17 protein-coding genes are annotated in these 19,555 nt (G+C 65.0%); 10 read left to right on the top strand and 7 right to left on the bottom strand.

Translation table 11 applies throughout. The features are described from left to right. The first annotated feature begins 65 nt into the window (after window positions 1-65). The 4 genes from pdhA to AC5RUQ_RS00430 all read left to right on the top strand — a co-directional run bounded on the left by pdhA (window position 66) and on the right by AC5RUQ_RS00430 (window position 4,533). Window positions 66-1,343, top strand: coding sequence for a pyruvate dehydrogenase (acetyl-transferring) E1 component subunit alpha (pdhA, locus tag AC5RUQ_RS00445; protein WP_493945444.1), 1,278 nt, complete (start codon window positions 66-68; stop codon window positions 1,341-1,343). Next, the gene (locus AC5RUQ_RS00440; RefSeq protein WP_493945443.1) at window positions 1,343-2,323 is read left to right on the top strand and encodes an alpha-ketoacid dehydrogenase subunit beta; all 981 of its coding nucleotides are present in this window, start codon (window positions 1,343-1,345) and stop codon (window positions 2,321-2,323) included. Before pdhA ends, AC5RUQ_RS00440 begins: the two co-directional genes overlap by 1 nt. A 68-nt stretch (window positions 2,324-2,391) precedes the next feature. After that, window positions 2,392-3,903 (top strand): dihydrolipoamide acetyltransferase family protein, encoded by a 1,512-nt coding sequence (locus AC5RUQ_RS00435; RefSeq protein WP_493945441.1) that lies wholly within the window; start codon window positions 2,392-2,394, stop codon window positions 3,901-3,903. Between the two features lie 12 nt (window positions 3,904-3,915). Beyond that, the gene (locus AC5RUQ_RS00430; RefSeq protein ID WP_493945439.1) at window positions 3,916-4,533 is read left to right on the top strand and encodes a phosphatase PAP2 family protein; all 618 of its coding nucleotides are present in this window, start codon (window positions 3,916-3,918) and stop codon (window positions 4,531-4,533) included. 13 nt (window positions 4,534-4,546) lie between these two features. Here AC5RUQ_RS00430 and AC5RUQ_RS00425 read toward each other — a convergent pair whose 3' ends face one another. The 6 genes from AC5RUQ_RS00425 to AC5RUQ_RS00400 form a co-directional block, all read right to left on the bottom strand. Next, window positions 4,547-4,882, bottom strand: coding sequence for a hypothetical protein (locus AC5RUQ_RS00425; RefSeq protein WP_493945438.1), 336 nt, complete (start codon window positions 4,880-4,882; stop codon window positions 4,547-4,549). Between the two features lie 156 nt (window positions 4,883-5,038). After that, complete coding sequence (locus tag AC5RUQ_RS00420; protein ID WP_493945437.1) at window positions 5,039-5,467, bottom strand: universal stress protein; 429 nt, start codon at window positions 5,465-5,467, stop codon at window positions 5,039-5,041. A gap of 49 nt (window positions 5,468-5,516) precedes the next feature. Further along, complete coding sequence (locus AC5RUQ_RS00415) at window positions 5,517-6,809, bottom strand: aminotransferase-like domain-containing protein (protein ID WP_493945436.1); 1,293 nt, start codon at window positions 6,807-6,809, stop codon at window positions 5,517-5,519. Window positions 6,810-6,890: 81 nt separating this feature from the next. Further along, window positions 6,891-7,442 carry a GerMN domain-containing protein gene (locus AC5RUQ_RS00410; protein ID WP_493945435.1) on the bottom strand — a complete coding sequence of 184 codons (552 nt, stop codon included), beginning with the start codon at window positions 7,440-7,442 and terminating at the stop codon, window positions 6,891-6,893. A gap of 373 nt (window positions 7,443-7,815) precedes the next feature. Then, window positions 7,816-9,060 carry a non-homologous end-joining DNA ligase gene (gene ligD, locus AC5RUQ_RS00405; RefSeq protein ID WP_493945434.1) on the bottom strand — a complete coding sequence of 415 codons (1,245 nt, stop codon included), beginning with the start codon at window positions 9,058-9,060 and terminating at the stop codon, window positions 7,816-7,818. 143 nt (window positions 9,061-9,203) lie between these two features. Further along, entirely contained in the window at window positions 9,204-9,761 is a 558-nt protein-coding gene (locus AC5RUQ_RS00400; protein WP_163165200.1) for an NAD(P)H-dependent oxidoreductase, read from the bottom strand. Window positions 9,762-9,888: 127 nt separating this feature from the next. On the opposite strand from AC5RUQ_RS00400, the gene AC5RUQ_RS00395 reads away from it, so the two are divergent. The 6 genes from AC5RUQ_RS00395 (at window position 9,889) to AC5RUQ_RS00370 (ending at window position 18,217) form a co-directional block, all read left to right on the top strand. After that, on the top strand, window positions 9,889-10,497 hold the full coding sequence (locus AC5RUQ_RS00395) for a TetR/AcrR family transcriptional regulator (protein ID WP_493945433.1): 609 nt from the start codon (window positions 9,889-9,891) through the stop codon (window positions 10,495-10,497). A gap of 353 nt (window positions 10,498-10,850) precedes the next feature. Next, on the top strand, window positions 10,851-11,834 hold the full coding sequence (locus tag AC5RUQ_RS00390) for an ABC transporter permease (RefSeq protein WP_493945431.1): 984 nt from the start codon (window positions 10,851-10,853) through the stop codon (window positions 11,832-11,834). Window positions 11,835-11,836: 2 nt separating this feature from the next. Next, window positions 11,837-12,826: an ABC transporter permease gene (locus AC5RUQ_RS00385; RefSeq protein WP_493945430.1), complete on the top strand. Its 990-nt coding sequence runs from the start codon at window positions 11,837-11,839 to the stop codon at window positions 12,824-12,826. Next, window positions 12,823-15,060, top strand: coding sequence for a dipeptide ABC transporter ATP-binding protein (locus AC5RUQ_RS00380; protein WP_493945429.1), 2,238 nt, complete (start codon window positions 12,823-12,825; stop codon window positions 15,058-15,060). Before AC5RUQ_RS00385 ends, AC5RUQ_RS00380 begins: the two co-directional genes overlap by 4 nt. Before the next feature lie 52 nt (window positions 15,061-15,112). After that, window positions 15,113-16,834: an ABC transporter family substrate-binding protein gene (locus AC5RUQ_RS00375; protein WP_493945428.1), complete on the top strand. Its 1,722-nt coding sequence runs from the start codon at window positions 15,113-15,115 to the stop codon at window positions 16,832-16,834. Window positions 16,835-17,146: 312 nt separating this feature from the next. Next, window positions 17,147-18,217, top strand: a complete 1,071-nt coding sequence (locus AC5RUQ_RS00370) for a Gfo/Idh/MocA family protein (RefSeq protein ID WP_493945427.1) — start codon at window positions 17,147-17,149, stop codon at window positions 18,215-18,217. A 158-nt stretch (window positions 18,218-18,375) separates the two neighbouring features. On the opposite strand, the gene ald is transcribed toward AC5RUQ_RS00370, so the two are convergent. Then, the gene (gene ald, locus AC5RUQ_RS00365; RefSeq protein ID WP_493945426.1) at window positions 18,376-19,494 is read right to left on the bottom strand and encodes an alanine dehydrogenase; all 1,119 of its coding nucleotides are present in this window, start codon (window positions 19,492-19,494) and stop codon (window positions 18,376-18,378) included. Window positions 19,495-19,555 lie beyond the last annotated feature (61 nt).

Here is a 19,555-nt window from a genome sequence, read left to right as displayed (position 1 = left end):
TCCTTTTGAAGCATATATCCCAGCGACATTGCATTGCATCCGGATGCGGCAAGCAAGGAGACGGTATGGGCACACATCTGCCTGCCACCGAGTTCGATGGAACAGCTGTAGACGATCAGCGTGAGGCTGATGCCGAAGCCGTGATGGGAGAGCCTCCGGCGCAGATGGTCCAGCTCCTCGGCCCCGACGGGAAACTGGGTTTTGATCCGGTCTTCACCGGATACGCTGACAAGCTCACCCCGGAGAAGCTCCGCGGGCTCTACGCGGACATGGCCGCAATCCGCCGGTTCGACGTCGAAGCCACAGCCTTGCAGCGCCAGGGCCAGTTGGCGCTCTGGGTTCCGTTGACCGGCCAGGAAGCCGCCCAGATCGGTTCGGGCCGGGCCAGCCAGCCGCAGGACTACATCTTCCCCACGTACCGGGAGCATGGCGTGGCCTGGACCCGCAATGTGGACCTTGCCGAGCTCCTGCGCCAGTTCCGCGGCGTCTCGAACGGTGGATGGAACCCGAAGGACACCAACTTCCACCTCTACACCCTGGTGCTGGCAGCCCAGACGCTCCACGCGGTGGGCTACGCCATGGGAATTCAGCGGGACCAGAAGCTTGCAGCCTCCAGTGCCGCAGCAGTCCGCGCCGACGGTCAGGACAACGGGGCTGCCGCCCCGGACGCCGCGGTAATCGCCTACTTCGGCGACGGCGCCAGCTCGGAGGGTGACGTCCACGAGTCCATGGTGTTCGCCTCCTCCTACAACGCGCCGGTTGTATTCTTCTGCCAGAACAACCACTGGGCCATCTCCGTCCCCACCAACGTGCAAACGCGGGTGCCGCTGTCCAACCGGGCCAAGGGGTACGGCTTCCCCGGCATCCGGGTGGACGGCAACGACGTCATTGCCGTGCACGCCGTCACGGAGTGGGCATTGGAGCACGCACGCCAAGGCAAGGGCCCCGTCTTGATCGAGGCCTTCACCTACAGGGTTGGCGCTCACACGACGGCGGACGACCCCACCAAGTACCGCGAGTCGGCGGAGGAGGACGCCTGGCGTGCCAAGGATCCGCTGATGCGCCTGGAGAAGTACCTGCGCGCCGAAGGCCTGGCCGACGAGGCGTTCTTCGCCAAGGTGAAAGCTGACGGTGACGAGCTCGCAGCCTACGTCCGGCGCACCACCCATGACCTGGAAACCCCGGATATCCGGTCCGCCTTCGCCAACACTTACGTCGAAGCCCACCCGCTGGTGGCAGAGGAACTGGCCTGGTTCGAGGAGTACTCAGCGGGTTTTGCAACTGAAGAAGAACCCGCCCGGCAGGCAGCAACAGCGCAGGCATACCAAGAGGCAGGCCACTGATGACCACCATGACTCTCGCCAAGGCCATCAACGAGGGCCTTCGCACAGCACTAACTGACAACCCCAAGTCGCTGCTGATGGGTGAAGACATCGGCGCCCTGGGTGGCGTGTACCGCGTGACGGACGGGCTGATCGGCGAGTTCGGCCCGGACCGCGTAGTGGACACCCCGCTGGCCGAATCCGGCATCATCGGCACCGCCATCGGCCTCGCACTGCGCGGCTACACCCCGGTCTGTGAAATCCAGTTCGACGGATTCGTTTTCCCGGGCTTCAACCAGATCACCACCCAGCTGGCCAAGATGCACGCGCGCAGCAACGGCAACCTCACCGTTCCCGTGGTCATCCGCATCCCCTACGGCGGGGGCATCGGCTCTGTGGAGCACCACTCGGAATCTCCCGAAGCGCTCTTTGCCCACACGGCCGGCCTGCGGATCATCACCCCGTCCAACCCGCACGACGCCTACTGGATGATCCAGCAGGCGGTCGACTGCCAGGACCCGGTGATCATCTTCGAGCCCAAACGCCGTTACTGGCTTAAGGGAGAGGTCGACGTCGAGGCACCCGGCCTGGCGGAGGACCCCTTCAAGGCCCACGTGCTCCGGGCCGGGACGGACGCCACGCTCGTGGCCTACGGACCGCTGGTGCCCGTGGCGCTGGCTGCGGCGAACGCGGCGGAGGAGGACGGCCGCAGCGTTGAGGTCATCGACCTGCGCTCCATCTCACCCTTGGACTTCGATACCGTCGAAGCCTCGGTGAGAAAGACCGGACGGCTGATTGTGGCCCACGAGGCACCCACCTTCGGTGGAATCGGCGGTGAAATCGCTGCCCGGATCAGTGAGCGGGCGTTCCATTCCCTGGAGGCGCCGGTGATCCGCGTGGGCGGCTTCCACATGCCCTATCCGGTTGCCAAGGTGGAGGAAGACTACCTTCCGGACATCGACCGCATCCTCGAGGCGCTGGACCGCGCCCTCTCCTACTGAGCCGCCGCATCCTTTCCGCCCGGCTTCCGTTCCCCAACAGCAGCCGGGCTTCCCGAACCGAGGACACCATGACTCTCAACAAGTTCAACCTGCCTGACGTCGGCGAGGGCCTCACCGAGGCGGAAATCGTCTCCTGGAAGGTCAAGCCCGGCGACGCCGTCGCAATCAACGACGTCCTGTGTGAGATCGAGACGGCCAAGTCGATTGTGGAGCTGCCCTCGCCGTTTGCCGGCACCGTCAGCGAACTGCTGGTCCCCGAAGGGGTGACCATCGACGTCGGCACCGCCATTATCAGCGTCAGCAGCGAGGTTGCCGGTGATCCCACCCCGGCTGACGTGCGGGCTCCCGAGACGCCCGTGCAGCCGCTCTACGGCACGCTTCCGGCGCCCGACGGCGACACCTCGGATAGTGCCTTGGCAGGCGGTCCGCTGGTGGGTTCCGGGCCCAAGGCCGACGCCGTCAAGCGCCGCCCGCGGATTTCGGCCAGCTCAAACACTGGTGACGCAGCGGGCACCATCACGATTAATGCCCCGGAAGTGGAGCCCGTCCAGCCCCACACCCCTGCTGCGGTGGCGGCCATGCCGGAAATGACCACAGCGGGCGCTGCCAAGGAGGCCCCAGGTCAAACCGCCGGCGACGCCGTCGACAACCGTCCAACGCTTGGCGGCACCATCACAGGCCTGGTGAACAAGGTCCTGGCCAAGCCCCCGGTCCGGAAGATCGCCCGTGACCTTGGCATCGACCTGGCAGATGTGGTGGCCACCGGTTTGCGCGGTGAGGTGACGCGCGAGGACCTGGTCAGCTACCAGGCCCAGCGGGACGCCGAGCTGGACAAGGCTGACGGCTTCTGGGGTAGAGCCGGAAAGCCGCAGGACCAGCGGGTGGAGCGGATCCCCGTCAAGGGCGTCCGCAAGGCCACGGCGAAGGCGATGGTGGACTCGGCGTTCTCTGCACCGCACGTCAGCATTTTCGTGGACGTGGATGCCAGCCGCACCATGGAGTTCGTCAAGAGGCTCAAGGCCTCGCGTGACTTCGAGGGCATCCGGGTATCGCCGCTGCTCATCCTCGCCAAGGCCGTGATCTGGGCAGCAGCCCGGAACCCCAGTGTCAACGCCACCTGGGTGGACACCGGCGAAGGCAGCGCCGAGATCCAGGTCAAGCACTACATGAACCTGGGAATTGCGGCGGCAACCCCGCGCGGCTTGATGGTGCCGAACATCAAAAACGCCCAGGACCTATCCCTGAAGGAACTGGCGCTGGCCCTGAACAACCTGGCCACCACCGCCAGGGCGGGCAAGACCCAGCCCGCGGAAATGCAGGGCGGGACGCTCACCATCACAAACATCGGGGCTTTGGGCATCGACACGGGCACGCCGATCATCAACCCCGGCGAGGTGGCGATCGTGGCGTTCGGAACCATCAAGCAGAAGCCCTGGGTACTGGACGGCGAGGTAATTCCCCGCTGGATCACAACCCTTGGCGGCTCATTTGATCACCGGGTGGTGGACGGCGACCTGTCCGCCCGCTTCATGGCCGACGTCGCCGCCATCCTGGAGGAGCCGGCGCTGCTGCTGGACTAGGAACTGACAGCAGTGGTCATTAACGCCGGCCGTATCCGTGCCAAGAACAGGGCAGCCAGATGGATCACGGAGCTGTTGCAGCCGCCAGTGGTGGTGAGTGTGCAGTTGTTGATCAGCCCCCTGACGCAGGCCGGTTTCCCCGGAACGATGGCCTACGGCGCCCTGGCAGCGCTGTTCGTCTGCGTGATCCCGCTGTTCCTGCTGCTGCTCATGGTGAAGCTGGGCAAAGTCACCGATCACCACGTCAGCGACCGCAAACAGCGGGCGCCCGTACTGCTGATGGCACTGGCGTCGATTGTTGCCGGGCTTCTGGTGCTGTATGCGGCAGGAGCTCCTGAGAGCGTCGTCGCGATGGTCCTGGCAGTGGTGGCCGGGGTGGTTGTGCTGGCGGGCGTCAGCCCATTCTGGAAGATCAGCGGGCATGCTGCCGCAATTTCGTCTTCAGCAGTGATTGCTGTGCTGATGCTCGGAGCCCCGTGGCTTCCGCTGCTGCTGCTTATCCCCGCTGTGGGCTGGTCGAGGGTGGTGCTGCGCGCCCACACGCTGGCGCAGGTGGTTGCCGGTTCGCTCTTCGGCGGGGTGGTGATGGCCGGTATCTGGCGGGTACTGCAGGGCTGGATGGTGCTTTAGCCCGAGATGTACGTCAGTACGTGGAGTAAACCGAGAGCATCTCAACGGTGGAGGGATCCACCACAGTCCCGAGGGAAACGGCCGCTGCAATCATCAAACCGCTGAGTACGGCGCCTGCTCCGCCCAGTGCGGTCAGCAGCTTCCAGTCTTCGCGCAGCACGCTGGCCACAGTCTCGGGAAGCTGAAGGTCCGGGGCGATCAGGTTCGGTGCGCTGTCCACGGTTCCATCGTCCAGCAGCGCCACCACCCTGCCGTTGCTGCGGTCGACGCGCATGGAGCAGATGTGGTTTCCGTGGCGGGCCAGGAGGATGTCGTGGCCTACGAGCTGGCGGCGCTGCAGAGTGATCAATGGTGCCCCTTGATAATCGTGGATGCTGGGTGTCCGCTCCGTTGGGGGCTTATCCAATTTTATCGTTGCGCCCGAGGCCTCAGTGGTGTATCCGGCGTGAGAACAGACACTCCCCGTAGCGACCTTTGCCACCAAGGGGAGTGTCCGCGGTAACTTCTAGTCGGCGTCGTAGGTGTTGGCGATGTAAACGTCGCAGGGAGCGTTGTGGGCAACGCTGTTCGCAACGCTCCCGAGGACGCGCCCAATGCCCTGCATCCTGCGGTTTCCGACCACAATGATGCGGGCTTCCATCCGCAGCGCCTCCTTGATCAGGGCGTCGGCCGGGCGGCCGCGGGCAGCGGAGTAGGTCACCTTGATGTCCCGGCCCAGGGATTCCGCCACGGTGCGGGCCACGTGCTCGGCGGCGTCGGCGTCGGAGACGATCCACTGGTCGCTGCCGCTGCCGAAGACCTCGGTGCGGTCGCTGTCGAAGGCTGAGACGACGTGCAGCGATGCACTCAGTGCTGCGGCGAGGTCCCGGGCGGACTCCGCTGCCTTTTTGGCTGTACCGCTGCCGTCAACCCCTACAACGATGATTCCGCTCATGTGTTGCTCCTTTGCTTGGTTATTGCGGCTTAAGTCAGTGAGCCCAAGGCTACAGTCCGGCGATGGCTTGCCGCAGTACCGGCGCCAGTCGGCGCACGCCTTCCGTGATGGCTTCCGGCGGCACCGCACTGAAGGCCAGGCGCAGCTTGTTGGACGGCTCGTCCGACGGCGTGAAGGCGGCGCCGGGTATGAACACCACTCCGGCGTCGATCGCCTTGTGCAGCAGGGGGTAGGTGTCCACTCCTTCAGGCAGGGTTACCCAGACGAAGAATCCGCCCTCCGGGCTGGTCCAGCTGGTCCCGGCGGGCATGTGCGCCTCCAGGGCAGCGAGCATTGCCCGGCAGCGCTCCGCGTACAGTCCACGGTACGTTTCGATCTGGCCCCGCCAGTCGTAGTCGCGCAGGTAGGCGGACACCAGCATCTGGTTGAGGGCGGGCGGGCACAGGGTTACGGCTTCGGCCGCAAGGTAGTACCGGCGCTGCAGGTGTTCGGGCACCAGGGCCCATCCGATGCGGAGTCCGGGGGCGAAGATCTTGGAGAAAGAGCCCATATAGATCACGTCGGCAGGGTTGTCGGCGCGGAGGGGCGGCAGCGGTTCTCCGTCGAACCGCAGGAGTCCGTAGGGGTTGTCCTCAAGGATCAGAATATTCGCGTTGCGGCATATGTCCACGATCGCCTGCCGCCGCTCGCGGGCGAGGGTGATTCCGGAGGGATTGTTGAAGTTCGGAATGGTGTACAGGAATTTGACACTCTTCCCAGCGAGCTGCAGGGCTGCGATCTTCGCCTCAAGGAGGTCCGGAACGAGGCCGTCCCCGTCCATCTCCACCGTTTCCACCTGGACCTGGTACGCCTCAAACGTATTCAGCGCGCCCACGTAGGTCGGCTCTTCCACCAGCACCACGTCTCCCGGATTGCAGAAGACTTTGGTGGCCACGTCCTGGGCGGACTGCGACCCTGCCGTGATCACCACGTTCCGGGGCCGGGCGTCGAGGATGCCCTCGGCGGCCATCACTTCGCAGATCTGGGTTCGCAGCTCTTCGGTGCCCTGGCCGCTGCCATACTGGAGGGCCGCCAGCCCGTCCTCGGCGATGATGGTTGCTGCAGTGGCGGCCAGCCGGTCAAGGGGGAGGGACTGCAGGTAGGGACTTCCACCCGCGAGGGAAACCAGCCCGGGGCGCAGGGAGATATCGAAGACGTCCCTGACTGCGGACTGGCGGATGTTGGCGGCGCGCTCTGAGAAGAGTTCCTCATGGCGGTGGGCGGACGTTGCCGCCCGCTCGATGGCATCAATGGCTTCGGCAGGCAGCGTCTGTGCTGCGGCGTCGAGTGTCTCGTGGCTCACATCAATCAGGATACAGGCGAGTGTTGCTGGATAGGCAACACTCGTTGAGTAAAGAAGTACCAGTGAGCGGCAACCCGCCTGTTAGTCCTGCCGCAAAGCCTCGGCCAGGCTGCGCCCGTTGATATGAATCTCCGCCCGGATGGCCCCAACGGCCGAGACCGCCGTCTGTGTCAGCTGGGCTTCTACGCGCGGGAGGTCGCAAACACCTCCCATGCTGAGTGTGCCGGCGAGGTACACCGTGACGGTGGTGCCGTCGAAGCTTCCCGAGAGGAACTTCAGGTCCGAGCCCCGGAGGGCGTTATAGACGTCCGGTGATGGTTGGGGCGGGACTGCATCAGCCGGCGTCTCCAGCAGCGCTCGAATGGCAGCGGGAAGCGGGTCCTCTCCGGCGGACCTGGTATGGGCTACGCCCACCAGGCTGTCATTGCAGCCGAACCGCACGCCGTTGCTGCCGCCGTCGTCCACGAGCACGTAGTAGGCGGTCACCGTCTGCAGGGCCGCCGCACTGCCCGAGGGAACCGGCTCGGATGTAACGGGGCCCTCCAACGGTGGTACTTCGGGCGTTGGCGAAGCCGTGGGCGTGCCGCGGGGCGTGGTCCTGGCCGGGCTGGGCGGGACCACGCCCGGCGTCACCCCGGTTGTGCCTTCGGGAGGCGGCGACTGCGGCTGGGGAGCCGGCGCGGGAGGAGCGGGTGCAAGGGTGGGGGTGGAGCCGGCGCCAACCAGGGGCTCCGGGGAAGGCGGCGGCGTTTGTTGAGGGGGCGGGCTGACGCAGGCGGCGGCCCACAGTGGAAGCGCCAGTGCGGATGCCGCTACTAGAGCGCGCGCGCCCGTTATCCGCCTTCCAGCAATCGGCCCTCTTGCCATCCCTGCACCGCAATCCCGTCCCGGTACGTCCGTGGATTAACGTTACGGCTGGCCCGTCCGCCAAAGAATGTCCACGAGATACCGGTTGGGATAAGAGTTGATCACGGCCCGGGAGGTCGGGGGACTGGGCAGTCTCCGTTCAGGTCCCCGGACGTCCCGGCCATTCCTTGCCCGCCCAGGGGTCGTAGTCGGCGATGAGTTCTTCCTGCGGCGGCCGCTCCGGCTCGGGGACGTGCTGCAGGTTCACCCGCACCCGGTACCAGAGCGAACTCGATCCGCGCATCCCGTCCACCAGCACGTCCGCGGGGTGCAGGGCCGGGACGAGGTCCGCATGCCGGGACTTCCATTCGTCGAGCGCCGCGAGGGCTTCAGGCTTGGTTTTGGTGCGGGCCACCTCGATGAGCGGCATCATCGACTGCCGGCGGCCGGAGCCGTCACCGCTGCGCGGCGCTTTCTCCGCAGGCCCCAACTCCTCCGCCAGGGCCAGGAGCCTGTCCAGTTTGCCTGCGGCCTCGTCGATCCCTGCATGGGGGTCACCCACGTCTTTGAAGCGCGCGGGCACTGTGAGGACCGTGAACTGGTCGGGACGGAAGGAGCGCACCTCATCCCAGGAAAGCGGCGTGGAGACCCTGGCGTCGGGGAGGGGCCGGACCGAATATGCGGATGCCACCGTGCGGTCCTTGGCGTTCTGGTTGAAGTCCACGAACACGCTCTCGCCGCGCTCCTCCTTCCACCACCGGGCGGTGGCGAGTCCGGGGGCCCGGTTTTCGACTTCGCGCGCAAGGGTCTCCGCGGCAAGCCGCACGTCACGGTAGGGCCATTCCGGCGCGATGCGCACCAGGATGTGAAGTCCCCGGGAGCCGCTTGTCTTCGGCCAGCCCACCAGTCCCATGTCACCGAGTACCTCCCGTGCCACATAGGCGACATCCACGATTTGTGACCAGTCCACGCCCGGCATCGGATCGAGGTCCACCCGAAGCTCATCGGGATGCTCAAGGTCCTCCGCCCTGACAGGATGCGGGTTGAGGTCCAGGCAGCCAAGATTCACCACCCACGCCAGTCCTGCGGCATCCCGGATTACAGCCTCCTCGGCCGACGTGCCGGACGCGTAGTGCAGGGTGGCCGTGTCGATGAAGTCAGGGCGGTTCTCGGGCACGCGCTTTTGGAAGAACGGCTCAGCGTCGATGCCCTTCGGGAAACGCTTGAGCACCATGGGCCGCCCGCCGGCGCCGCGGAGCGCGCCATCCGCCACCGCAAGGTAGTACCGCACCAGGTCCAGCTTCGTGAGCCCGGGCCCGGGGAACACCACTTTGTCCGGGCTTGAGATGCGGACCTCCGCGCCACCGATGTCGAGGATCTCGGCCGGGGTCTTCGAGGGCGTCATTCCGTCACGCTAGCAACGATTGGATTTCTCAGCCATAGTTCCGCGGGACGCACCGTGCCGGACGCTCCGGCACGGTGAACGCAGCGGCGCAGCTTAAACAGCTGTGCCCGGCGCATTATGCACCGGGCACCGCGGAAGGCTGGTTATGCTGCAGGCTGGGAAGCTGCGAGGGCATCAAAAACGCCCTTGATTTGCTCCACGACCTCTGCATCGTCCTTCGGGTGGACTTCGGCGAAGCGCACCATTGAACCCGGCACTGCGAGCTTGACGTCCTCAAGGATCTGGGCGCCGGCGATTCCTGCTGCCTTGCGGGCCTCGTCCTGGGCCCAGACTCCACCGTACTGGCCGAAGGCAGTGCCGACGACGGCGGTGGGCTTACCGGCGAGGGCTCCGGCACCGAAGGGGCGGGACAGCCAGTCGATGGCGTTCTTCAGTGCTGCGGGTACCGTGCCGTTGTGCTCCGGGGTGACCAGGAGGAGCGTGTCGGCGTCGTTGGCTGCGGCGCGCAGGGCGGCAGCAGCGGCGGGAACCTGGCCTTCGACGTCAATGTCTTCGTTGTAGAAGGGGATGTTGCCAAGGTTTTCGTGGATGACGACGTCCACCTGCTCCGGAGCGTTCAACTGGATTGCTTCGGCCAACTTCTGGTTGGTGGATTCGGCGCGGAGGCTGCCGACGAGGGTGAGTACGGTGCTCTTGGTCATGGGAACTCCTGGGGTAGGGGCGGCGGGAGGGGTCCGCTGGCCGGGTAATGGCTGAGGCTCTTGCTGCCTTCACCCATCTAAACGGACTACGGTCCGGTTCTTATTCCCGGGGTCTAGAATGTGGACTGTGAGCTTCATCCCAATGAGCCCCGGACTGTCGCCGGGTGAAGCGGTGGAACGCAGCGATGCCGCGCGGAATCGGGAGCGCCTGCTCGATGCTGCCCGGAGCCTCATCGGCGAGTGTGGGGCAGAAGGGCTGACTATGGACCGGCTCGCCGAGCACGCAGGGGTGGGCAAAGGCACCGTATTCCGCCGCTTTGGCAGCCGTGCCGGGCTCATGCTCACGCTCCTGAGCGAGTCCGAGGCCGCCTTCCAGGCCCGCTTTATGTTCGGGCCGCCACCCCTGGGCCCCGGCGCGCCCGGACTGGAACGCCTGGTTGCTTTCGGCGTGGAGCGGATTGCCTACGTGATGGAGTTTGGTGACTTGGCGCTCGCAGCGGAGAACACCTCCCGGGGCCGCTTTGAAGTTCCCGCAGCTGCCCTGTGGTACCGCCATATCGAGGTGCTGCTCAGGGAGGAGGGGTTCGGGGCCGACCCTTGGCTGATGGCGCGTTCGCTGGGCGCCACCCTGGCGCCGGACCGGCTCCTAAATCTGGTTCGGGTGCATGGGGTGAGTAGTGACCGGCTCAATGACTCGTGGCGGGAGCTTGTCACACGGGTTGTCACCGCTTCCTAGACTTCGCCGGTCATTGTTCTTGAGCCCTGTCACACCAAATTTACAGAATTATTCATAACGATCTGATACGGGCAGGTGGGTTTGCCCGCAACCAGCCCTTTTTGGGGAGCGGCTTGTGATAGTTTCCTCTGGAATGTGACCCGCGACATAGTCCACCAGGGCTAGGCCTGCAAAGGCTGCGGGAGCCCAGCTACCGCTGGCAGAGGACCCGATGAGGCGGCACAACCCCCGCTGATCCGGGGATAACGGAAGGATCCAGCACGTGATTGTTGATTTGCCCAACAGCCTGGCCCGCCTGCTGACACCGCGGGGTTTTACCGTCCAGCTGCCGGCGGCGAAGCTGAACTAGCGCCATGCTCAGGTACCTCGCCAAGCGTGGCATCACGTACGCTTTTATGATCTTCCTGACCACCTCGGCGGGTTACTTCCTGGCGGTCAGTTCCCTCAAGCCCGCGCTGCTGGAGCAGGAACGGATACCCCGGCCCACCCCGGAGCAGGTGGCAAACTCGATGCGGCTCAAGGGCCTGGACCCGGACCTGAGCCCGTGGGAGCGCTACGTGGAATGGCTGACTGCCATCGTTACCCGCTGGGACTGGGGCCGCAGCCCCAACGGCGCGTACATCAACGCGGAGTTCGGGGACCGGGTGTGGATCTCCACCCGGCTCTTCCTTGCCTCCATCATCCTGACACTCGTCATCGGCGTGGCACTCGGAGTCTATTCGGCAGCACGCCAGTACAAGTTCCAAGACCGCGTCATTACGTCCTACAGCTACCTCGCCTACATCGTGCCTGCCCCGATCGCGTACTTCCTGGTTCAGCTGGGGGCCATTAACATCAACGAAACCGTGGGGGAGCGCATCTTTTTTGTCACCGGCATCTCCACGCCCGGAATAGAGCCGGGGTGGGCGCAGTTCGTGGACATGCTGGCGCACTACGCGGTTCCGACCATCGCCATCACGCTGGTGGGGTGGGGTTCGTACCAGATTGCGCAGCGCCAGTATCTCCTGGACAACGTGAACGCCGACTTTGTCCGGACCGCCCGGGCCAAGGGGTTGACCCGGAACCAAGCGATCTCCCGGCATGCACTGCGTGTCTCGTTCATTCCCGTAGCCCAAAGCATCGCCTTCACCATTCCGGCGATCTTTGCCGGCGGCTTCTTTGCGGAGAAAATCTTCGCCTGGCCCGGTGTCGGCTCCTGGAGCATCGACGCCATCTCGCTCCAGGACGTCAACGCCGCCACCGCCACGCTGGCCTACGGTTCCGTTATTTTCGCCCTGGGGGCCATCCTGGCGGACTTCGCCACCACCCTCGTTGACCCGAGAGTGCGGGTGCAGTAGCCATGACCAACCTCAACGCCGTGGACCCGGCCGCCGTCGCACAGGACGCCCACCTGGAAAACGCCGATGTCATCATCGGCAAGAACACCATCATCTTCCGCCGTTTTATGCGCAACAAGACGGCCGTGACAGGCCTTGCCATTTTCCTGGCCCTGACCGTCTTCTCCTTTGTCGGTGGCTACTTCACCCCCTGGGACAAGGAGACCATCGATCCCTTCAACATCGGTATGCCTCCCTCGGCCGAGCACTTCCTCGGAACGTCCCAGGCAGGCATTGACCTCTATGCCATGACGGTCGAAGGCACCAGGATCTCCATCCTCATCGGCTTGATCGTGGGGCTTGTCTCCGTCCTGATTGCCGCCGTCTATGGGTGCACCATGGCCTACTTCGGCGGCAAGGTGGACAAAGTGATGCTCTTTGTCCTCGAAGCGCTCATCATGATGCCGGCACTGCTGGTGGTAGCGGTTGCCACCAGCGGGGGAGGGGAAGGGCTGAAGCGGGACCTGCCCTCCTGGCTGCTGCTGATCATCGTTCTGCTGGTTTTCAGTTGGATGGGCACAGCCCGGCTGATCCGGTCGCTGTCCATGTCCCTGATGCAGCGGGACTACGTCAAAGCCGCCCAGTACATGGGTGTCCCGCCGCGCCGGATCGTCTGGCGGCACCTGGTTCCCAATATCGGTTCCCTGCTGGTGCTCGACATTACCCGCGGCGTCACCGGCGCCATCCTTGCGGAGGTTGCCTTCTCGTTCATCGGCATCGGCATCAAAGTTCCGGACGTCAGCCTGGGGGTCCTGATCGGCGGCGCAACATCGCAGGTACAGACCTTTCCCTGGATGTTCTGGGTGCCGTTGACCGTGATGTTCCTGCTCACAGGCTCCCTGGCCATGATGAACGACGGACTGCGGGACGCCTTCGACCCCAGCTCCAGCTCAAGCGGCAGCGCCAAAAAACGCAGCGCCCTGAAAACCCGTGTTAAGGGGAAGTCCTCATGAGCAGCGAAATTGCCGCCGGCCACGCCGAACAGCCACAATCAACAGTGGAGCGGCTGAACGTCGCCGGCCTGCACGCCGCCACGGACGCAGTCCTCTCTGTCCGCGACCTGAACGTCCGCTTCAACACCGAGAACGGCGTAGTACACGCAGTCCGGGGCGTTGATTTTGACCTCCTGCCCGGGAAGACGCTGGGCATCGTGGGGGAATCGGGCTCCGGCAAATCGGTTACGTCCCTGGCCATCATGGGGCTCCTCCCCACCACGGCGGAAATATCCGGGTCCGTCCGGCTCAAAGGCAAGGAGTTGCTGGGCCTCAGCGACAAAGCCATGTGCGAGTACCGTGGCAACGAACTGGCCATGGTCTTCCAGGACCCGCTGTCGTCCCTGACGCCGGTGTACACCGTGGGCACCCAGATTGTGGAAGCACTCACCATCCACAACCCCACCATGAGCAGGCACGCAAAAGAAGCCCGCGCCGTCGAACTCCTGGCCATGGTGGGCATTCCCAGCCCCAAGGACAGGCTGAAGGCCTTCCCGCACGAGTTCTCCGGCGGCATGCGCCAGCGGGTGATGATTGCCATCGCGATCGCGAACAACCCGCGCGTCCTCATCGCTGACGAGCCGACGACGGCCCTGGACGTCACCATCCAGGCGCAGGTGCTGGAGGTGCTGCATACCGCCCAGGAGGAGACGGGCGCCGCCGTCGTGATGATCACGCACGACCTGGGCGTGGTGGCCGGGATGGCAGACGACATCATGGTGATGTACGCCGGCAAGCCCGTGGAGACGGGCGCAGTGGACGACATCTACTACAACCCGCGGATGCCCTACACCATGGGATTGCTCGGCGCCGTGCCGCGGGTCGACGTGGCGGAGAAGGCGTCCCTGGTTCCCATTGAGGGCATGCCGCCCAACCTGCTCCACACACCCACCGGCTGCTCTTTCGCACCCCGCTGCCCCCTCGCAACAGATGCCTGCCTGGAGGGCGAGCCGGCGTTGGCGGCGGTGCCCGGAAGTGCGATTCACCGCGCCGCCTGCATCAAGTCCGGGTCCCTTGGCGGCGACGTCGACGTCCACGACGTCTTCTCGGCCCCGCCGGTGGCGGTGTCCCGCTTTGATGCCATTCCGCGTACGGAACGCTCCACGGTCCTGCAGCTCAAGGACGTGCGCAAGCACTTCCCCCTGACCAGGGGTGCGCTGCTGAAGCGCCGGATCGGCACCGTCAAGGCCGTGGACGGTGTCAGCTTCGACATCCGCGAGGGTGAGTGCTTCTCGATCGTTGGCGAGTCCGGTTCCGGAAAGACCACCACCCTGCTGGAAATCATGGAGTTCCACAAGGACCAGGACGGCGAGGTGACGATCGGCGGCATCAGCAACAAGCAGGCTGCCGATGCCCGGACCAAGAATGCGATGCGCCGCGAGATGCAGATGGTGTTCCAGGACCCCACCGGGGCGCTGGACCCGCGGTTCACGGTCTACGAAGTCCTCGCCGAGCCGCTTCAGAACGCCGGCATGGACAAGCAGGCCATCAGGACACGCATCATGGAACTGATGAAGCTGGTGGGCCTGCAGCCGGACCACGTCAACCGCTTCCCCAACCAGTTTTCCGGCGGACAGCGCCAGCGCGTCGGCATTGCCCGCGCCCTGGCCGTGAATCCGAAGCTGGTGGTCCTGGACGAACCTGTCTCCGCCCTTGATGTTTCCGTCCAGGCCGGCGTGATCAACCTCCTGGACAAGCTCCGTGCCGAGCTGGGGCTCAGCTACCTGCTGGTGGCCCATGACCTTTCGGTGGTCCGGCACATCTCCAACCGCGTGGCTGTTATGTACTTGGGCAAGATTGTGGAGATCGGTGAAGTGGACCGGGTGTTCGACAACCCCCGCCACCCCTACACCCGGGCCCTGCTCTCGGCCATCCCGGTACCGGACCCGCAGGTGGAGAAGACCAGGGAGCGGATCATCCTGCGGGGCGACCTGCCCTCCCCGCTGGACGCCCCCAAGGGCTGCAACTTTGCCACCAGGTGCCCCGTTTTCGCGGCGCTGCCGCCGGTGAAACAGGAAAAGTGCCTCACTCTGGAGCCCCCGCTGGAACCGGTGGCACCCTCGGCAGCGGCCCTGGCCCTGGCCGCCCAGCCGCTGCCGGCCCTGGACCAGCGCTTCGCCTGCTTCTTCCCGGACGGGGAACTGGACGAGGACATGCTGGTAGTCCACGAATCATCGGACCACCATGCACCTTAAGTTTTTTCGACCCATCACCAGCATCACCACCTGCAACAACGAAGGGAACACCATGAGGAAACTGAACAAGATCGGCGGAGCGGCGGCCATTGCTGCTGCTCTGGCGCTGACGGCCTGCGGCAGCGGCGGTGGCGGGGCCACAGGGCCGGAAACGGCAAAGGGGCAGGAAGCAGGCAGCGACCTGTCCAAGCTCATCAGCGTTAACGAAAAGCCCGCCGCAGATCTTGAACAGGGCGGCAAGGTTACCCTTCCGCTGGGCAACATCGGCCCGGACTTCAACGGCTTCTCGAACAACGGCAACAGCGCAGACAACTCCGCGCTGCAGATTCCCATGAACCCTGTCGCTGTAAACAGCGGCGGCATCGGCGGTTGCTGGAAGCTCGACTTCGAGGGCAAGGCCTCGCCCAATAAGGACTTCTGCGAGGAGGTCACGAACGAAGTCAAGGATGGCAAGCAGACCATCACCATCAAGGTCAACGAGAAGGCCACCTACAATGACGGCACCCCCATTGACGTCAAGGCCTTCCAGAACACCTGGAACATCCTGAAGAGCCCCGATGCCGGCTACGACATCGTCTCCTCGGGAGCGTACGAGTTTGTTGAATCCGTCGAGGCGGGCAGCAGCGACAAGGAAGTCATCGTCAAGACCAGCCGGCCGGTGTACCCGCTGGAGGACCTGTTCTTCGGCCTGATCCACCCCGCTGTGAACACTCCGCAGATCTTCAACGAAGGCTTTAACGGGGAATTGCATCCGGAGTGGATGGCAGGCCCGTTCAAGCTGGACCAGTACGATACCGCAGCCAAGACGGTAACCCTGGTGCCCAACGAGAAGTGGTGGGGCAACAAGCCGGTCCTGGAAAGCGTGGTGTTCCGCCAGCTCGAGACCAGCGCCCAGATCGCGGCCTTCAAAAACGGCGAGATCGACGCGATGTCCGCCAACACCATCGCCCTCTACAAGCAGCTCGAAGGCACCAAGGACTCCGAGGTCCGGCGCGGCCAGCGTCTCTTCGCCGGCGGCATGAACATCAACGCCCAGAAAATCACCGATGTCGCAGTCCGCAAGGCGATCTTCGCGGCAGTGGACCGTGAAGCCCTCCGCAAGGTGCGCTTTAACGGACTGAACTGGGAAGAGCCCAGCTCCGGCTCCATGATGCTCCTGCCCTTCTCCGAGTACTACCAGGACAACTACCCCGTGAAGGAAACCGGTCCCGATGCTGCCAAGAAGGTGCTGACCGACGCCGGCTACACCGCGAACGCCAACGGCATCATGGAGAAGGACGGCAAGCCCGCAGCCTTCAAGATCAGCAACTTCGGTGACGATCCCACCACCCTCGCCTTCACCCAGACCCTGCAGAAGCAGCTCCAAGCCGGCGGCATGGATGTTGGCATCGACCAGCGCGCCTCCGCCGACTTCGGCAAGGTGATTGGTGGCCGCGACTTCGACATGAGCGTTTCCGGCTACACAGTCGGTCCGGACGCCACGTCCGCCGTCAAGCAGTACTACGACTCCAAGACCAACGAAAACCAGCTGGGCGATGCCGAACTGGACAAGAAGATCGCCGATCTGGCATCCATCGAGGACAACGCCGAGCGCAACAAGGCGGCAATGGAAGTTGAAAAGGAGCACATGGCGAAGTACTTCTCCATGGGCGTGGTGATGAACGGTCCGCAGATCTCCTTCGTCCGCACTGGCCTGGCCAACTACGGCCCGTCCCTGTTCCAGAGCCTGTCCCAGGTTCCGGACTGGACCACCCTCGGCTGGGAAAAGAAGTAAAACCCCGCCTCAGCTGAAGAGCAACTGACTACGGCAAATACGGCAACACGGCGAGGCCGGCATCTCCTGGAAAATCGGGGGTGCCGGCCTTCGCCGTGCCCGAACCGCCGCCCCCTTTCCGAACGCTCCATCACTTACCGCGGCTTTTTCCGGAACGCTCCATCACGTCCCGCGGCTTTTTCCGGAATGCTCCATCACGTCCCGCGGCTTTTTCCGGAATGCTCCATCACGTCCCGCGGCTTTTTCCGGAACGCTCTCTCACCTTTGAACACTTCGGGGACCGGCGCACACGTGCCGGAGTACCGTAGCCCTATGACTGACTCCGCCGCTCCACGCACCATCCGCACGGCCGTCGTCGGCTACGGCCTGTCCGGCAGCGTCTTCCACGCGCCCTTGATCGGGACGGACGCGCGCTACTCGCTGGACTTCATCGCCACGTCCAACGTGGAGCGGCAGAAGGCAGCCACTGCCCGCTACCCCGGCGTGAGGACAGTGCACGACGGCGATGCTGTCCTGGCGCGCGCCGCTGACCTTGACCTCGTGGTCCTGGGCACCCCGCCAGCCACGCACTACCCGCTCGCCAAGGCAGCGCTGGAAGCCGGCCTGGATGTGGTGGTGGATAAGCCGTTCGCGGTGACCAGCGAGGAAGGACAGGAGCTTGTTGCCCTCGCCCAACAACTGGGCCGGGTGTTGACGGTGTTCCAGAACAGGCGGTGGGACGGGGACTTCCTGACGCTCCGGAAACTCCTGGCAGCGGACGCCGTGGGGAAGGTGACCAGGTTTGAGTCGCGGTTCGAGCGGTGGTCTCCCGCCATCGCCAAAGCGTGGAAGGCGCACGCCACCGTCTCGGACGGGGGCGGCGTCTTGTTCGACCTCGGCAGCCACCTGATCGACCAGGCGCTCCTGCTGTTTGGTCCCGCGACGGTGGTCCACGCCGAGCTGAGGGCCCGGCGCGCGGACGAGCGGGCGGACGACGACGTCTTCCTGGTGCTGCGGCACACCTCAGGAGTGCTGAGCCACCTCACAATGAACATGCTCTGCGCGCAGCAGGGCCCGCGGTTCCGTGTGTTGGGTTCCGTCGGCGGCTACACCAAGAACGGTGTGGATCCGCAGGAGCCGTACATCGTTGCCGGCGGCAGCCCCTTGGACGCGGAGTACGGCGAGGAGGCACCGGAGTGGGCAGGGCTCCTGGGCCGCGACGGCCACCTGGATGCCCTCCCCACCGAGCGGGGCGCCTACCCTGAGTTCTACCGGCTCCTGGCGGACAAAATCCTCGACGGCGGAGCCACCTCACCCCTGCCGCTCCCGGTAGACCCCGCAGACGCCGTCGAGTCCCTCAAACTAATAGAAGAGGCGCGCGAACTGGCCCGCGGCAGGGTTTAAACGACAACGCTGGACCACAGACATCCGGCAGCGTGCTCCCCACCAGCTCCCTAACCTCACAAGCTCAACCAGGGAACCCTGCTGGCGTGGGCCCAGGCGACGAAGGAGCCAGCACGCAGAGGATGTGTGTCGTCCAGCGCAGCGGGTCGAGTCAAGACTTACGCAGAAACCAGTTCGTGCCAGTCCGCTACGAGGGGCAGGTTGTGCGCTTCGGACACGGAGTGGTGTGCCACGTGGCCTGCGGCTATGTTGAGGCCGGCGGCGAGGGCGGGGTCGCGGTCGAAGGCGGCCTTGACGCCGAGGTTGGCCAGGGACACGGCGTACCGCAGGGTCACGTTGGTCAGGGCGTAGGTGGAGGTGTTGGGGACGGCGCCGGGCATGTTGGCCACGCAGTAGAAGATGGTGTTGTGGACCTTGTAGGTGGGTTCCTGGTGCGTGGTGGGGCGGGTGTCCTCGAAGCAGCCGCCCTGGTCCACGGCGATATCCACCAGGACTGAACCGGGCTTCATGCGGGCCACCAGCTCGTTGGTTACCAGCTTGGGGGCCTTGGCGCCCGGGATGAGGACGGAGCCGATTACCAGGTCGGCGTCCACCACGGACTTTTCGATCTCGTAGGAGTTCGATGCCACCGTCTTCAGCCGGCCCTGGTACTGGGCGTCCAGCTCGCGCAGGCGGTTGATGTTGATGTCCATGATGGTGACGTCGGCACCCAGGCCCAGTGCCATGGCGGCTGCGTTGGTTCCGGCAACGCCGGCGCCCAGGACAACTACCTTTGCGGGCCGGACGCCGGGCACGCCGCCCAGCAGCACGCCCTTGCCACCGGCGGGGGCCATCAGGGAAGCGGCGCCCACCTGCACGGAGAGCCGGCCGGCTACCTCGGACATGGGGGCCAGCAGTGGGAGGGTGCGGCCTTCCTGGACGGTCTCGTAGGCGATGGCGGTGACGCCGGAGTTGATGAGCTCACGGGTAAGTTCCGGCTCGGCGGCGAGGTGGAGGTAGGTGAAGAGGATCAAGCCCTTGCGGAAGCGGTGGTACTCGGCGTTGATGGGTTCCTTGACCTTCATCACCATGTCCGCACGTGCCCAGACGTCGTCGGCGTCGTTGACAATCTCGGCGCCGGCGATGGCGTATTCCTCGTCTGTGATCCCTGAGCCCAGTCCCGCGCCGCGTTCCACCAGCACGGTGTGGCCGTGGGTGCGGAACTCGTGGACGCCGGCGGCGGTGATGGCCACCCGGAATTCGTTGTTCTTGATTTCTTTGGGGACACCGATGATCATCGTGGGCTCCAGGTTCTCGGCTGGTAAGCCGGAAAGTGCGGAAGATTCTGTGTTTCCACGA

It is taken from the genome of Arthrobacter sp. MDT2-3 (assembly GCF_059090465.1).
This window is presented reverse-complemented; position numbering and strand designations above follow the sequence as displayed.

What these genes read in the sequence shown, in the direction of transcription:
- AC5RUQ_RS00370 (WP_493945427.1), top strand. Translation starts at nt 17,147, where the DNA reads ATGACTGACTCCGCCGCTCCACGCACCATCCGCACGGCCGTCGTCGGC.
- AC5RUQ_RS00390 (WP_493945431.1), top strand. Translation starts at nt 10,851, where the DNA reads ATGCTCAGGTACCTCGCCAAGCGTGGCATCACGTACGCTTTTATGATC.
- AC5RUQ_RS00380 (WP_493945429.1), top strand. Translation starts at nt 12,823, where the DNA reads ATGAGCAGCGAAATTGCCGCCGGCCACGCCGAACAGCCACAATCAACA.
- ald (WP_493945426.1), bottom strand. Translation starts at nt 19,494, where the DNA reads ATGATCATCGGTGTCCCCAAAGAAATCAAGAACAACGAATTCCGGGTG.
- AC5RUQ_RS00400 (WP_163165200.1), bottom strand. Translation starts at nt 9,761, where the DNA reads ATGACCAAGAGCACCGTACTCACCCTCGTCGGCAGCCTCCGCGCCGAA.
- AC5RUQ_RS00420 (WP_493945437.1), bottom strand. Translation starts at nt 5,467, where the DNA reads ATGAGCGGAATCATCGTTGTAGGGGTTGACGGCAGCGGTACAGCCAAA.
- AC5RUQ_RS00440 (WP_493945443.1), top strand. Translation starts at nt 1,343, where the DNA reads ATGACCACCATGACTCTCGCCAAGGCCATCAACGAGGGCCTTCGCACA.
- pdhA (WP_493945444.1), top strand. Translation starts at nt 66, where the DNA reads ATGGGCACACATCTGCCTGCCACCGAGTTCGATGGAACAGCTGTAGAC.
- AC5RUQ_RS00375 (WP_493945428.1), top strand. Translation starts at nt 15,113, where the DNA reads ATGAGGAAACTGAACAAGATCGGCGGAGCGGCGGCCATTGCTGCTGCT.
- ligD (WP_493945434.1), bottom strand. Translation starts at nt 9,060, where the DNA reads ATGACGCCCTCGAAGACCCCGGCCGAGATCCTCGACATCGGTGGCGCG.
- AC5RUQ_RS00435 (WP_493945441.1), top strand. Translation starts at nt 2,392, where the DNA reads ATGACTCTCAACAAGTTCAACCTGCCTGACGTCGGCGAGGGCCTCACC.
- AC5RUQ_RS00385 (WP_493945430.1), top strand. Translation starts at nt 11,837, where the DNA reads ATGACCAACCTCAACGCCGTGGACCCGGCCGCCGTCGCACAGGACGCC.